This window comes from Hafnia sp. CBA7124, from assembly GCF_002355555.1.
In the GTDB taxonomy this organism is placed as follows: domain Bacteria; phylum Pseudomonadota; class Gammaproteobacteria; order Enterobacterales; family Enterobacteriaceae; genus Hafnia; species Hafnia alvei.
On the sequence record NZ_AP017469.1, the window covers coordinates 554,465 to 567,984 of the forward strand.

The following is a 13,520-nucleotide window of genomic DNA, read 5'->3' on the forward strand; positions in this document are numbered from 1 at the left end:
TGCAGGCTGTCACAAGCCACCAACTATAGTATGATTGTACTTGAAAAACGTATTAGATAAACGGCGCGAAGAGAACTGTGTTTTTTTTCTTCTTTTCTCCTGATTCTACCCTTGTCTTCTGAATGATTTTTGCGTAGAATTCGCGCCCTATTGTGAATATTTATAGCGCGTATTGGGCAACGAACCATGCGTGCGGAAATGCGGAGTTTATATGTACGCGGTTTTCCAAAGTGGTGGTAAACAACACCGAGTAAGCGAAGGTCAGACTATTCGCCTGGAAAAGCTGGACATCGCAACTGGTGAAACTGTTGAGTTTGACCAGATCCTGATGGTCGCCAATGGCGAAGACATCAAGATTGGCGTTCCATTTGTTTCTGGTGGCAAAGTTAAGGCTGAAATCGTTGCTCACGGTCGTGGCGAGAAAGTAACTATCGTTAAGTTCCGTCGTCGTAAGCATCATCGTAAGCAGCAGGGTCACCGTCAGTGGTTCACTGATGTTAAGATCACTGGTATCAGCGCTTAATTCTAGGAGAGCAGATTAATGGCACATAAAAAGGCTGGCGGCTCGACTCGTAACGGTCGCGATTCAGAAGCTAAACGTCTGGGCGTAAAACGCTTTGGCGGCGAAGCAGTATTGGCAGGTAGCATCATCGTTCGTCAACGTGGTACTAAATTCCACGCTGGCAACAACGTAGGTTGCGGCCGTGACCACACTCTGTTTGCTTTGGCTGACGGTAAAGTCAAGTTCGAAGTTAAAGGCCCGAAAAACCGTAAGTTCATCAGCATCGTTGCTGAATAAGTTTTTCGCGTCTAAATAGATGTAAGGCCCCGCAATAATCTTGCGGGGCTTTTTTACGTTTAGGGCCAAATCAGGCCAAGGATGCTGAGTATGGAAAGCAATCAGAACGTCAAAGTGGGTATATGTCTTGCTCTCACTACGGCGGTTTTCTGGGGCGCGTTGCCAATCGCCATGAAGCAGGTTTTACAGGTAATGGAACCTTACACCATTGTCTGGTATCGCTTCTTGATCGCTTCAGTTGGATTGTTTTTCATTCTTTACTCACGTAAGCAACTGCCGCCGATGCGTGTTTTTAAGCATCGACGTTGGCTGGTTCTGCTCATTATTGCGACCTGCGGCTTACTGGGTAACTTCGTTCTGTTCAGCAGTTCGTTGCAGTATTTAAGTCCTACTGCATCACAGGTCATAGGCCAGCTATCTCCCGTTGGGATGATGTTCGCCAGTGTTCTGATTTTGAAAGAGAAGATGCGCATCACTCAGGTGATTGGTGCATGTATGTTGATTAGCGGGCTGCTGTTGTTTTTTAACGTCAGTCTGAAAGAAATATTTACCCAACTTACGGCTTATACGCTGGGCGTTATTCTCGGCGTGGGTGCTGCGACCGTTTGGGTAAGCTATGGTGTCGCTCAGAAAGTGCTGTTACGGCGATTAGCTTCACAACAGATCCTTTGGCTGTTGTACACTTTATGTGCGATATGTTTATTTCCGTTGGCGAAGCCGGCGGTTATTTTTCAGCTGGATGGCTGGCAGTTAGCCTGCCTCATATTTTGTGGTGCCAACACGTTGATTGGTTATGGCGCGCTAGCAGAAGCTATGGCGCGCTGGCAGGCAGCTCAGGTCAGTGCGGTGGTGACGTTAACCCCGCTGTTTACCCTGATGTTCTCTGACTTGTTAGCTTTGGTATGGCCAGATATGTTCCTTCCTCCTTCGTTAAATGCGGTGGGGTACATCGGAGCACTTGTGGTGGTAGCCGGAGCAATGTTTTCCGCGGTGGGTCACCGTTGGTGGCCGCGTCGGGCCGAACAAAACTAGCTAACAGCTTACACAGCTAGGTTGCTCAGCTTAAGCAGCCCGGTAAATGATTTACGGAGACAGTAAATGAAATTTGTAGATGAAGCAGCGATTCACATCGAAGCCGGTGATGGCGGCAATGGCTGCGTCAGCTTCCGTCGTGAAAAATATATTCCGCGTGGCGGCCCAGACGGCGGCGATGGCGGTGACGGCGGCGATGTTTATCTGCTGGCCGATGAAAACCTGAATACCCTGATTGACTATCGTTTTGAAAAATCTTTCCGTGCAGAACGTGGTCAGAACGGCCAAAGCCGTGACTGTACTGGTAAGCGCGGTAATGATATTACGGTCAAAGTTCCAGTCGGGACGCGCGTTGTCGATTTAGATACCGGTGAAGTCCTTGGCGATATGACTCGTCACGGTCAGAAGCTGATGGTCGGTAAAGGCGGTTGGCATGGATTGGGTAACACCCGTTTCAAATCATCCGTAAACCGTGCTCCACGTCAAAAGACGATGGGGACCAAAGGTGACAAGCGCGATCTGAAATTAGAACTGTTGCTGCTGGCCGATGTGGGCATGCTGGGCTTACCGAATGCGGGTAAATCCACGTTCATTCGCGCCGTTTCTGCGGCAAAACCGAAAGTCGCCGACTATCCATTTACCACGCTGGTTCCAAGCCTTGGCGTTGTGCGCATGGACCACGAAAAAAGCTTTGTGGTTGCGGATATCCCCGGTCTGATTGAAGGGGCTTCTGAAGGCGCTGGTTTGGGGATTCGATTCCTCAAGCATTTGGAACGTTGCCGCGTGTTGTTGCACCTGATTGACTTAGCACCTATCGATGAAAGCGATCCTATCGAGAACGCGAAAGTGATCATCAACGAGCTGGGCCAATACAGCGAAAAACTGTCCCAAAAGCCACGCTGGTTAGTTTTCAACAAGATCGACATCCTTGATCCTGAAGAAGCTAAACAACGCGCACAGGCGATTGCAGACGCTCTGGGCTGGGAAGACAAGCACTATCTGATTTCTGCGGCTAACCGTGAAGGCGTTAACGCGCTGTGCTGGGATGTTATGCACTTCCTGGATACACAGCCACGCGATGCTGAAGTGGAAGAAGAGAAAGAAAAAGCCAAGAAAGCCGAGTTCATGTGGGATGACTATCATCGCGAACAGTTGGAACAGGCTGAAGCCGAAGCCGACGAAGACTGGGATGATGATTGGGATGAAGATGACGACGAAGGCGTCGAAATCATTTATCAGAAGTAATCCTGCTTAGTCTGCTTGTTAAGCAAAAGGCTGCCAATGGCAGCCTTTTTCATGCACGAAATCTAATACTAGCGAGCTAGAATGTCATGGGGTAACCAGCAGTTCGCGATGAGCCCTGTGCCGGTTTCAACGTTTTTGAGCGTCAGTTTTCCTTGATGCAACTGAACGATTCTAATCACAATATTTAAGCCTAGCCCACTGCCGCCGTAGCGCTGATCCATACGACGAAATGCCTGTGTTAGCTCGCCAGCCTTAGATTCATCAATTCCACACCCCTGATCGATAACTTTGAGTTCAACGCCTTTTTCATTGCTGACTGTTTTGATTCGAATGGTCGAATGTTCAGGGCTGTAACGATGGGCGTTCTCAACAAGATTACGTAGCATCAAGCGTATCAGCACGGCGTCACCAAGAACCTGTGCAGGCTCTGGCGTGTCGATCTCTAAGGTTTGATGCCGTAATGCCAACATTTCGGTGAGTTCGCTCTTGAGCGGCGGAATGACATCTTGCGCCAGATCGATGGTTTGATAATGACCGCTGGCAAAATTTTGCCCCGCGCGTGACAGCATCAGTAACTGCTCAACGGTGTGCATGAGCTGGTCGATGCGAGTCACTAAAGCGCGAGCTTCAGGCACACCGCCTTGCTCTATCAACTCTAGATGCAAACGAATACCGGCTAACGGTGTGCGTAACTCATGCGCCGCGTCAGCGGTAAATAAGCGTTCTTGCTGAATGGTATGGCTAAGGCGGGCAAATAGCTGATTCAACGTTCCGGTAACCGCCGCAATCTCTTGCATATTGCTATCAATAATGATCGGCGTGAGATTGTCTGCAGAGCGTTTATCGAGTCTCCGCTGCAGCTTATTAAGCGGGCGGATTATCCAACTAATAGCAATAGCAGATAGAATTAACGTGAAAGACATCATAACCAGCGAGGGAACCAGCAGTGAAGCAATCGCCTCACGGATCTCTTTTTCCACATGTGAGTCACGTGCTTTGGCGCTGAGCGTTTCGTTGACCAGAAAACCGATTTGCTCGCGGCTTTCATGCCAAAGCCAAAGTGCGCTTGCAAGTTGAGTGACCAGCAAAATCAGCGCCAGCATGATTAATAGACTGCGCCGCATGCTGATCATAATTGGCTTTCCAACCGATAGCCCACGCTGCGAACTGTTTTAATGCGTTCTTTACCCAGCTTGCGGCGAAGATTGTGGATATGGACTTCTAGCGTGTTTGAACTTAAATCATCCTGCCAAGAATAAAGATCCTGCTGTAAGATCTCGCGATTGACCGTTTGGCCAGCGCGCATCATGAGGCGAGATAATAGAGCAAACTCTTTAGGGGTGAGCTCAATTTGCTGACCTTCGAAAGTCACCTGCTGGGTTGAAAGGTTGAGAATAATGTTCTCAACCTGCAACAGATTATCGCTATGGCCCTGAAAACGACGAATTAATGCGCGAACACGGGCCTGTAGCTCAACCAGAGCGAATGGTTTTACCAAATAATCATCAGCGCCGGCGTCTAAACCACCAACGCGATCTTCAATAGCATCGCGCGCGGTGAGTATGAGAACCGGTACATCTACGCCGCTGCGTCGCCATTGGCGGAGCAGTGACGCACCGTCTTGATCGGGCAATCCAAGATCAAGAATGATTAAGCTATATTGTCCAACTTGTACCAAACTTTTAGCTTGCGCCGCTGTAGCGGCACAATCACAGGCGTAACTTTCGTTAGCGAGGGCTTTTGCAAGCCCCTGCTGGATAAGTTCGTCATCTTCAACAATCAGTATTTTCATAGCACTTAGCTTCAAATAGCCTGTTATTTAGATATCACTAATTGTTTTGGTATATATCCCTATAGAGTCGACTTTCAAAGCGAACCAGCGGTGCACGGCGGATTTTTTGATCCTGTGGTGGAACAGCATAACCCGAAAGATATTGGACGAATGCCATTCGCTGACCGCTTGCCGTCGTAATAAAGCCAGCTAAATTATATACCCCTTGCAGAGAGCCGGTTTTCGCTGAGACTTTCCCATCGACCCCTGCTTCATGAAGACCGCCGCGGTACTGTAAGGTTCCGTCGTGGCCTGCCAAAGGCAGCATTGAGATAATGTTTAGCTGCTGATCGTTTTGCGCAATATATTGCAGAACTTGCATCATGGTCGCGGGTGAAATCAGATTGTGGCGAGATAATCCAGAGCCATCGACCAAAATAGTATTGCCCAAATTGATCCCCGCTTTCTGACGCAGGATCTGCCGAACAGAGTCGGCGCCCGCACGCCATGTGCCCGGAACGCCTAAGCGTTCATGGCCGATAGTGCGGAAGACGGTATCGGCAATCATGTTGTCAGATTTTTTCAGCATCGTATGCAGCAAGCTGCTCAGCGGGGCTGATTGGGTCTGAGCCAAAATAGTCGCAGCAGCGTTAGGCGTAGTTTGGCGGCGCAGGTTGCCATCAATTTGGATTTCAGACTGACGAAGCTCATCTTTCACAATAGCACCGGCGTAGCTTGCGCCATCTTGAACCGCAAACGCCAGCGGTAGTGGCTCAGAACGCTGAGTCAGGCAACCCGTAACGGTAAAGCGGTTTAGCTCTCCCGGCACTACGTCCAGCTCGCAGTATTGCGCGTCAGGGGAGCCTTTGGCCAAGGTGCGCACTTCGCTAAACATATGTACGGGATAATACGACGCGACGCGGATAAACGCGGTATCACCGGCTTTCGGCGCGCTATAAAGTGAAATCGAGAAACAGTTGCGATCGACAATAGCTGCCGCAGGTGGTGCACTAAAGCACTGGGTCATGTCATTCCATGGCCATCCGGGCGCTTTGTCATGGCTGGCAAACACGGAGGTATCGATCAAAATATCCCCCGTAATTTCATTGATGCCCTGTTTTTTCAGCGCCGTCACCATATTGCGGATATGCTGGCGCCGCAGCGTTGGATCACCGCCAAAGCGAACGATTAAGTCGCCTTTTAGCTTTCCGTCGCTAATAGAACCACGGGTTTCCATGTTGGTTGAAAAGCGATAGTCAGGCCCGAGCTGAAGCAGTGCCGCTAGTGCAGTGATGACTTTTTGCGTACTAGCAGGCAACGCCATTTGCTGCCCATGAAAATCAATGGCAGGGGTCGGGGAGCCTATTTTTTGCACCAAAAGGGCTAAGTTAGCGCCATCTGGCAAATATTGGGTGTAATCTTGGACGGGCGCAGCTTGAGTACTAAAAGCTAAGGCACAAGCCAATCCACTGATAATTCGTGAAAATTGCATAATCCCGGGATAACTACAGAGTAACGTGCCTGTCATACTACGGTGCATCTAGGGTTAAAGTAAACGATGATACTTGCTGAACTCTACGTTAAAATAGCCGTCAAAATGCAAAATCGATTTTAACTTGGGTTTTTTGACCCCGAGTTAATATTTTTTTATTCAACGCCAAGGTCTGAGGGCGCATTTTCGAACCTTCAGCCGATCGCTTCCGGCCATCCATCGATGGCGTCAGGATGAGGGCGACTTAAGCAGAATAGATTTAAGGTGACTAAATTATGAACCAGATTCCTATGACGTTGCGTGGCGCAGAAAAACTGCGTGAAGAGTTAGAGTATTTGAAAGGTACTCGCCGTCCGCAAATCATTGCCGACATCGCCGATGCGCGCGAGCATGGTGACTTGAAAGAGAACGCCGAATACCACGCAGCTCGTGAACAGCAAGGTTTCTGTGAAGGCCGCATTCAGGAAATCGAAGCGAAGCTTTCAAACGCTAACGTGATTGATGTTACTAAAATTCCAAATACTGGCCGTGTGATTTTTGGTTGTACGGTAAGCGTTGAGAACCTCGACACTGAAGATAAGCTGACTTATTCGATTGTTGGCGATGATGAGGCTGATTTTAAACATAACCGCATCTCGGTAAACTCACCGATTGCACGTGGTCTTATCGGCAAAGAACAGGGGGATATTGTGGTGATCAAAACTCCTGGTGGCGAAGTTGAATTCGAAATTTTGAAGGTCGAATACATCTGATTTTTCTTGATGTTGCTGAGAGTTTGTACAATCGGCAATAAGTTTTGTAAAGATAAGAAAAAGGCCGCAATGCGGCCTTTCTATTAGGGTGAGAAAGCATCTCAGTTTGTGCTATATCTTTTCTTTATACGAAAAGGTATTAACGCGGTAAACTGATCTTGCGTTCTTGGCTTGGGCGGTAAATGACTAATACGTTACCGATCAGCTGCACTTGACACGCACCAGTTTCTCGGACGATGGCGTCAGCAATCAAGGTTTTGGTTTCGCGCTCTTCAGCGGCAATTTTCACCTTGATGAGTTCATGATGCGTTAGCGCCTGTTCAATTTCAGCGAGAACACCTTCAGTCAAACCATTGTTGCCTAATTGCACAACAGGTTTGAGCGGATGGGCCAAGCTTTTTAGGTGCTGTTTTTGCTTGTTATTCAGATTCATCGTCTTTTTTGCTTAGGTTGGGATTGAAAACGGTACATTCTACCGCCATCTCCAGTGTATCACCAAATCGGTCTTACATTGTCATGGACACTCCGAAGCAACTGAGTGGATGAAACTGTTGTTTAGAGAGTTAATATCAGATGGGTAAAAAACGTTCCGCCAGCTCAAACCGCTGGATGCACGAACACTTTAGTGACAAATATGTCATTCAGGCGCAGAAAAAGGGACTTCGTTCTCGTGCTTGGTTTAAACTTGATGAAATACAAAGCACTGACAAACTGTTTAAACCAGGGATGACCGTTGTCGACTTGGGTGCTGCGCCGGGAGGGTGGTCACAGTATGTGGTCACACAAATCGGAAACAGCGGGCGAGTGATTGCCTGCGATATTCTGCCTATGGATCCTATCGTTGGTGTCGATTTCCTTCAGGGCGATTTTCGTGATGAATTAGTTCTCAAAGCGCTGACCGAACGCGTGGGCGAGGATAAAGTACAGGTTGTGATGTCGGATATGGCTCCCAACATGAGTGGTACGCCGTCGGTAGATATTCCGCGCTCAATGTATCTGGTTGAATTAGCGCTGGAAATGGCCAAGGATGTTTTAGCTCCTGGCGGTAGTTTTTTGGTGAAAGTGTTCCAGGGAGAGGGCTTTGATGAGTACCTTACGCAGATCCGCTCCCTGTTTACGAAGGTTAAGATTCGTAAGCCTGATGCATCCCGAGCACGTTCGCGGGAAGTATACATCGTAGCGACAGGGCGGAAACTATAGTACCCTGATGCTTATTGTTAACACAGTTGTAATATGAGGTTAATCCCTTGAGTGACATGGCGAAAAACCTAATCCTCTGGCTGGTCATCGCAGTAGTGCTGATGTCTGTGTTCCAGAGCTTTGGGCCCAGCGAATCGAACAGCCGTAGGGTGGATTACTCTACGTTCCTAACTGAGGTTAATCAGGATCAGGTACGTGAGGTCCGTATTAATGGACGTGAAATTAACGTAATCAAGAAAGACAGCGGCAAATACACCACCTACATTCCAGTTAACGATCCTAAGCTGTTGGATTCTCTGTTAACGAAGAATGTAAAAGTGGTTGGTGAACCGCCGGAAGAGCCAAGCTTGCTGGCTTCAATCTTCATTTCTTGGTTCCCAATGCTATTGCTTATTGGGGTCTGGATCTTCTTTATGCGTCAGATGCAGGGCGGCGGTGGCAAAGGTGCCATGTCGTTCGGTAAGAGCAAAGCTCGCATGCTGACCGAAGATCAGATCAAAACCACTTTTGCAGACGTCGCCGGTTGTGACGAAGCAAAAGAAGAAGTTGCCGAATTAGTGGAATACCTGCGTGACCCAAGCCGTTTCCAGAAACTGGGCGGTAAGATCCCGAAAGGCATCTTGATGGTTGGTCCTCCAGGTACAGGTAAAACCTTGCTGGCTAAAGCCATCGCGGGTGAAGCTAAAGTTCCGTTCTTTACTATTTCCGGTTCTGACTTTGTTGAAATGTTCGTCGGTGTGGGTGCATCCCGTGTCCGTGACATGTTTGAACAGGCGAAGAAAGCAGCCCCATGTATCATCTTCATCGATGAAATTGACGCCGTAGGCCGTCAACGTGGTGCGGGTTTAGGCGGTGGTCACGATGAACGTGAACAAACCCTGAACCAGATGCTGGTTGAGATGGATGGTTTTGAAGGTAACGAAGGTATCATCGTTATTGCCGCAACTAACCGCCCAGACGTACTGGACCCTGCGCTGCTGCGTCCAGGCCGTTTCGACCGTCAGGTTGTGGTTGGTTTGCCAGACGTACGTGGTCGTGAGCAGATCCTGAAAGTTCATATGCGTCGCGTGCCATTGGCAACAGACATTGATGCATCTGTTATTGCACGTGGTACGCCAGGCTTCTCCGGTGCTGATTTGGCTAACTTAGTTAACGAAGCTGCCTTGTTTGCTGCCCGTACTAACAAACGCGTTGTATCGATGGTTGAGTTTGAAAAAGCCAAAGATAAGATCATGATGGGCGCAGAGCGTCGTTCTATGGTCATGACCGAAGAGCAGAAAGAATCTACCGCGTATCATGAAGCAGGCCATGCGATCATCGGTCGTCTGGTTCCTGAACATGACCCGGTACACAAAGTCACTATTATTCCGCGCGGTCGTGCGTTAGGTGTGACCTTCTTCCTGCCACAGGGCGACGCTATCAGCTACAGCCGTCAGAAGCTGGAAAGTATGATTTCCGTTGCCTACGGTGGTCGTTTGGCTGAAGAACTGATTTACGGCGTTGAAAATGTTTCTACTGGCGCATCACAGGACATCAAACAGGCGACCACAATCGCTCGTAACATGGTGACCCAATGGGGCTTCTCAGAAAAACTGGGTCCATTGCTGTATGCGGAAGAAGAAGGTGAAGTGTTCTTAGGTCGTTCGGTTTCTAAGACAAAACACATGTCTGACGAAACTGCACGCATCATTGACCAAGAAGTGAAAGCATTGATTGAGCGTAACTATGCGCGCACGCGCCAGTTGCTGGAAGACAATATGGATATCATGCATGCGATGAAAGATGCATTGATGAAATATGAAACTATCGATGCTCCACAGGTTGATGATCTAATGGCTCGCCGCGAAGTTCGCCCACCGGCTGGCTGGGAAGAAGAGCAAAATAACCGTTCAGACAACGGTGGCGCTCCTCAAGCTCCAGTGAATAAGCCAGCGGAAGAACAGCTGAATACGCCATCTTCTGATGACAACATCACAACTGGCAACACCGGCGAGAAGTAATCGCGCTGGCTGATGTAGCCAATATCGCGTGCTGACAGACAAACCCCGACTTGCTCGGGGTTTTTTTTTGCGTTCAAATACCCACCTCAAAAATAAAAATGATATATGGAGACTGCATGCAGCTGAAAGCGCAAGGGTTAACTCTGGACCTTACTTACCCTCAAGTGATGGGGATTCTGAATGTCACGCCGGATTCATTTTCCGACGGCGGCAAACATAATGGATTGGATGCCGCTTTGCGCCATGCGGAAGCGATGATCAGCGCAGGTGCAACCATTATTGACGTGGGCGGTGAATCGACTCGCCCTGGTGCCGCAGAGGTGAGCACCGAAGAAGAACTTGAACGTGTGGTGCCCATCGTTGAGCTGATTGCTCGCTATTTCGACGTTTGGATTTCGGTAGATACGTCAAAAGCCGACGTGATTACCGCCAGCGCACAGGCGGGCGCGACGTTGATCAATGATATTCGCTCTTTGAGTGAGCCCGGCGCGTTAGAAGCGGCAGCACAATCGGGTTTACCGGTATGCTTGATGCATATGCAGGGCGAGCCCAAAACCATGCAGCATAAACCTGTCTATACCGACGTGGTTGCCGAAGTAGATAGCTATCTGACATCACAAATTGAACGATGCACCTCGGCAGGCATTGATAAAAGCCGCCTATTGATTGATCCCGGTTTTGGTTTTGGCAAGAATCTGGAGCATAATTACCAACTTCTGGCTCACCTAGCGCATTTCCATCATTTTGGTTTACCGCTTCTGGTCGGTATGTCTCGTAAATCAATGATTGGCCAGCTTCTTAAAGTTGGTCCAACACAACGCGTGACGGGAAGTGTGGCATGTGCAGTGATTGCCGCAATGCAAGGAGCCCATATTATTCGGGTTCATGATGTTAAAGAGACGGTTGAGGCGATGCGTGTCGTCGAAGCTACACTTTCAGCGAAGGGATAAAGATTTATGAGCGAGCGCAAATATTTTGGTACGGACGGGATTCGCGGAAAAGTGGGTGACTGCCCGATTACTCCTGATTTTGTGTTAAAGCTCGGCTGGGCTGCGGGTAAGGTTTTAGCGCGTCACGGTTCGCGTAAAATTATCATCGGTAAAGATACCCGTATTTCTGGTTATATGCTGGAGTCTGCTTTAGAAGCGGGTCTGGCTGCGGCGGGCTTATCGGCGTCCTTCACCGGGCCAATGCCAACGCCTGCTGTCGCTTATCTCACGCGTACTTTCCGTGCTGAAGCCGGTATTGTTATCTCTGCGTCGCACAACCCTTATTACGATAATGGGATTAAATTCTTCTCAATCGACGGCACTAAGTTGCCAGATGAAGTCGAAGAAGCGATTGAAGCCGAAATGGAAAAGCCATTGACCTGCGTGGAATCGGCTGAGCTGGGTAAAGCAAACCGTATCGTCGATGCCGCTGGTCGTTATATCGAATTCTGTAAGAGTACTTTCCCAACGGAATTAAGCCTGAGCGGCCTTAAAATTGTTGTCGATTGTGCCAACGGTGCGACTTATCACATCGCGCCTAGCGTGCTGCGTGAGCTTGGTGCAACGGTGATTGCCATCGGCTGTGAGCCTGATGGTATGAACATCAACAAAGAGTGTGGCGCAACTGACGTACGCCAGCTTCAGGCGCGTGTTCTCGCCGAGAAAGCCGATGTCGGTTTGGCATTTGATGGCGATGGTGACCGTGTCATGATGGTTGACCATTTAGGCCATAAAGTTGACGGGGACCAGATCCTTTATCTTACCGCGCGTGAAAACCTGCGTCAGGGTAATCTGCGTGGCGGGGCGGTAGGCACCCTGATGAGCAATATGGGCTTAGAACTGGCACTGAAACAGCTAGGGATACCATTTGCACGCGCGAAAGTTGGTGACCGTTACGTACTGGAAATGATGGCCGCGAAAGGCTGGCGCTTAGGCGCTGAAAACTCAGGTCATGTGATTATTCTCGACAAAACAACCACCGGTGACGGCATTGTGGCCGGTCTGCAAGTGTTGGCTGCTATCGTGCGTAACCATATGACCTTGCACGATCTGTGCAGCGGCATGAAGTTATTACCACAGGTTCTGGTCAACGTGCGTTTTGCGGGGAATCACGATCCACTGCAAACGGACAGCGTAAAAGCGGTGACGGCAGAGGTCGAAGCGCAGCTTAATGGCCGTGGACGCGTGCTGTTACGTAAATCAGGTACCGAACCGTTGATTCGTGTGATGGTGGAAGGCGAAGATGATGCGCAAGTGACAGAAATGGCTAACCGCATCGCTGACGCCGTGAAAGCCGCAGGTTAACTAACTGCCGAGCAATTTTGTCAGCATGTTTGTCAGTGTAGTTATGTGATGAAAAACCAGCGAATCTTGATGTTTTGCTGGTTTTTTCTGCAATCGCGCTACACATCATAAATTGCTCTTGCACGGCTTGGCGGCATTGGGTAGTATTCACACCCGCTTCAGTAGACTTATTTTTGTCTGCTTTAATGGTTGAAGCTTTTGGCTGCGGAAATCCCGCAAGGAAACAGGTACGACTATGTATGAAGCTCTTTTAGTAATTTTCCTGCTGGTATCAATTGGCTTAGTTGCCATGGTTATGCTGCAGCAAGGTAAAGGTGCTGATATGGGCGCTTCATTCGGCGCTGGCGCATCTGCAACTTTGTTCGGTTCCAACGGCTCTGGTAACTTCATGACCCGTACAACAGCTGTCCTCGCGACGTTGTTCTTCGTACTGAGTCTGGTTCTGGGTAACCTGAGCGGTCAGCAAGGCAAGAAAGGTAGTGAGTGGGAAAATCTGGGTGCGCCAGTGAAAACTGAGCAACCTGCTGCACCAGCAGCTCCGGTAACCCCAAGTAGCGATATTCCTCACTAATCGCACTAGCTTGAAGCCAGCAGTAACCAAGAAGTACAGAATTTAGCAGTAAAGTTTTTAAAAGCTATCTTTTAGAGACTGAAGTAAAAGGTGATAAGTTTTGAATACGGCTTATCACTTTCGTAATGCCGAGGTGGTGGAATTGGTAGACACGCTACCTTGAGGTGGTAGTGCCCAATAGGGCTTACGGGTTCAAGTCCCGTCCTCGGTACCAATCCTTGATAACTTGTTTTTTCAACGTTATTAGAGTAGTATTCGCCACGATTCGGACGCGGGGTGGAGCAGCCTGGTAGCTCGTCGGGCTCATAACCCGAAGGTCGTCGGTTCAAATCCGGCCCCCGCAACCACTTTCCTAAAGTATCTT

General features: G+C 49.1%; 14 protein-coding genes and 2 tRNA genes. 12 read left to right on the top strand and 4 right to left on the bottom strand.

Translation table 11 applies throughout. The features are described from left to right. The first annotated feature begins 211 nt into the window (after positions 1-211). The 4 genes from rplU to cgtA all read left to right on the top strand — a co-directional run bounded on the left by rplU (position 212) and on the right by cgtA (position 3,076). Entirely contained in the window at positions 212-523 is a 312-nt protein-coding gene (gene rplU, locus CPY98_RS02590; protein WP_004093692.1) for a 50S ribosomal protein L21, read from the top strand. Between the two features lie 18 nt (positions 524-541). Continuing rightward, the gene (rpmA, locus tag CPY98_RS02595) at positions 542-799 is read left to right on the top strand and encodes a 50S ribosomal protein L27 (RefSeq protein ID WP_004093693.1); all 258 of its coding nucleotides are present in this window, start codon (positions 542-544) and stop codon (positions 797-799) included. Between the two features lie 90 nt (positions 800-889). After that, positions 890-1,831: a DMT family transporter gene (locus CPY98_RS02600; protein ID WP_025798831.1), complete on the top strand. Its 942-nt coding sequence runs from the start codon at positions 890-892 to the stop codon at positions 1,829-1,831. 66 nt (positions 1,832-1,897) lie between these two features. Next, a complete protein-coding gene (gene cgtA, locus CPY98_RS02605; RefSeq protein WP_025798833.1) occupies positions 1,898-3,076 on the top strand; it encodes an Obg family GTPase CgtA in 1,179 nt (392 codons plus the stop codon). A 68-nt stretch (positions 3,077-3,144) separates the two neighbouring features. On the opposite strand, the gene pmrB is transcribed toward cgtA, so the two are convergent. The 3 genes from pmrB to dacB are packed head-to-tail and all read right to left on the bottom strand — an operon-like array spanning position 3,145 to position 6,339. Further along, complete coding sequence (pmrB, locus tag CPY98_RS02610; protein WP_096386236.1) at positions 3,145-4,209, bottom strand: two-component system sensor histidine kinase PmrB; 1,065 nt, start codon at positions 4,207-4,209, stop codon at positions 3,145-3,147. After that, positions 4,206-4,868 carry a two-component system response regulator PmrA gene (gene pmrA, locus CPY98_RS02615; RefSeq protein WP_025798835.1) on the bottom strand — a complete coding sequence of 221 codons (663 nt, stop codon included), beginning with the start codon at positions 4,866-4,868 and terminating at the stop codon, positions 4,206-4,208. The genes pmrB and pmrA overlap by 4 nt, the downstream gene beginning before the upstream one ends. Positions 4,869-4,905: 37 nt before the next feature. Beyond that, the gene (gene dacB, locus CPY98_RS02620) at positions 4,906-6,339 is read right to left on the bottom strand and encodes a serine-type D-Ala-D-Ala carboxypeptidase (RefSeq protein ID WP_096386239.1); all 1,434 of its coding nucleotides are present in this window, start codon (positions 6,337-6,339) and stop codon (positions 4,906-4,908) included. Between the two features lie 275 nt (positions 6,340-6,614). On the opposite strand from dacB, the gene greA reads away from it, so the two are divergent. Beyond that, positions 6,615-7,091 carry a transcription elongation factor GreA gene (gene greA / locus CPY98_RS02625; protein WP_025798838.1) on the top strand — a complete coding sequence of 159 codons (477 nt, stop codon included), beginning with the start codon at positions 6,615-6,617 and terminating at the stop codon, positions 7,089-7,091. A gap of 139 nt (positions 7,092-7,230) precedes the next feature. Here the strand turns inward: greA and yhbY are convergent, their stop codons facing one another. Beyond that, complete coding sequence (gene yhbY / locus CPY98_RS02630) at positions 7,231-7,524, bottom strand: ribosome assembly RNA-binding protein YhbY (RefSeq protein ID WP_025798840.1); 294 nt, start codon at positions 7,522-7,524, stop codon at positions 7,231-7,233. Between the two features lie 140 nt (positions 7,525-7,664). Between yhbY and rlmE the strand changes: the two genes are divergently transcribed. The 7 genes from rlmE to CPY98_RS02665 all read left to right on the top strand — a co-directional run bounded on the left by rlmE (position 7,665) and on the right by CPY98_RS02665 (position 13,503). Further along, on the top strand, positions 7,665-8,291 hold the full coding sequence (gene rlmE / locus CPY98_RS02635) for a 23S rRNA (uridine(2552)-2'-O)-methyltransferase RlmE (RefSeq protein ID WP_025798842.1): 627 nt from the start codon (positions 7,665-7,667) through the stop codon (positions 8,289-8,291). A gap of 56 nt (positions 8,292-8,347) precedes the next feature. Next, positions 8,348-10,291 carry an ATP-dependent zinc metalloprotease FtsH gene (gene ftsH, locus CPY98_RS02640; RefSeq protein ID WP_025798844.1) on the top strand — a complete coding sequence of 648 codons (1,944 nt, stop codon included), beginning with the start codon at positions 8,348-8,350 and terminating at the stop codon, positions 10,289-10,291. Positions 10,292-10,407: 116 nt separating this feature from the next. After that, positions 10,408-11,241, top strand: a complete 834-nt coding sequence (folP, locus tag CPY98_RS02645) for a dihydropteroate synthase (RefSeq protein WP_096386242.1) — start codon at positions 10,408-10,410, stop codon at positions 11,239-11,241. Positions 11,242-11,247: 6 nt separating this feature from the next. Continuing rightward, positions 11,248-12,585 (top strand): phosphoglucosamine mutase, encoded by a 1,338-nt coding sequence (gene glmM / locus CPY98_RS02650; protein ID WP_043490725.1) that lies wholly within the window; start codon positions 11,248-11,250, stop codon positions 12,583-12,585. Positions 12,586-12,820: 235 nt separating this feature from the next. After that, positions 12,821-13,156 (top strand): preprotein translocase subunit SecG, encoded by a 336-nt coding sequence (gene secG / locus CPY98_RS02655; RefSeq protein WP_025798849.1) that lies wholly within the window; start codon positions 12,821-12,823, stop codon positions 13,154-13,156. Between the two features lie 127 nt (positions 13,157-13,283). Next, positions 13,284-13,370: transfer RNA gene (locus CPY98_RS02660), tRNA-Leu, on the top strand. A gap of 56 nt (positions 13,371-13,426) precedes the next feature. After that, positions 13,427-13,503 (top strand) — tRNA-Met (locus CPY98_RS02665). Positions 13,504-13,520 lie beyond the last annotated feature (17 nt).

What these genes read in the sequence shown, in the direction of transcription:
- rplU (WP_004093692.1), top strand. Translation starts at nt 212, where the DNA reads ATGTACGCGGTTTTCCAAAGTGGTGGTAAACAACACCGAGTAAGCGAA.
- rpmA (WP_004093693.1), top strand. Translation starts at nt 542, where the DNA reads ATGGCACATAAAAAGGCTGGCGGCTCGACTCGTAACGGTCGCGATTCA.
- CPY98_RS02600 (WP_025798831.1), top strand. Translation starts at nt 890, where the DNA reads ATGGAAAGCAATCAGAACGTCAAAGTGGGTATATGTCTTGCTCTCACT.
- cgtA (WP_025798833.1), top strand. Translation starts at nt 1,898, where the DNA reads ATGAAATTTGTAGATGAAGCAGCGATTCACATCGAAGCCGGTGATGGC.
- pmrB (WP_096386236.1), bottom strand. Translation starts at nt 4,209, where the DNA reads ATGATCAGCATGCGGCGCAGTCTATTAATCATGCTGGCGCTGATTTTG.
- pmrA (WP_025798835.1), bottom strand. Translation starts at nt 4,868, where the DNA reads ATGAAAATACTGATTGTTGAAGATGACGAACTTATCCAGCAGGGGCTT.
- dacB (WP_096386239.1), bottom strand. Translation starts at nt 6,339, where the DNA reads ATGCAATTTTCACGAATTATCAGTGGATTGGCTTGTGCCTTAGCTTTT.
- greA (WP_025798838.1), top strand. Translation starts at nt 6,615, where the DNA reads ATGAACCAGATTCCTATGACGTTGCGTGGCGCAGAAAAACTGCGTGAA.
- yhbY (WP_025798840.1), bottom strand. Translation starts at nt 7,524, where the DNA reads ATGAATCTGAATAACAAGCAAAAACAGCACCTAAAAAGCTTGGCCCAT.
- rlmE (WP_025798842.1), top strand. Translation starts at nt 7,665, where the DNA reads ATGGGTAAAAAACGTTCCGCCAGCTCAAACCGCTGGATGCACGAACAC.
- ftsH (WP_025798844.1), top strand. Translation starts at nt 8,348, where the DNA reads ATGGCGAAAAACCTAATCCTCTGGCTGGTCATCGCAGTAGTGCTGATG.
- folP (WP_096386242.1), top strand. Translation starts at nt 10,408, where the DNA reads ATGCAGCTGAAAGCGCAAGGGTTAACTCTGGACCTTACTTACCCTCAA.
- glmM (WP_043490725.1), top strand. Translation starts at nt 11,248, where the DNA reads ATGAGCGAGCGCAAATATTTTGGTACGGACGGGATTCGCGGAAAAGTG.
- secG (WP_025798849.1), top strand. Translation starts at nt 12,821, where the DNA reads ATGTATGAAGCTCTTTTAGTAATTTTCCTGCTGGTATCAATTGGCTTA.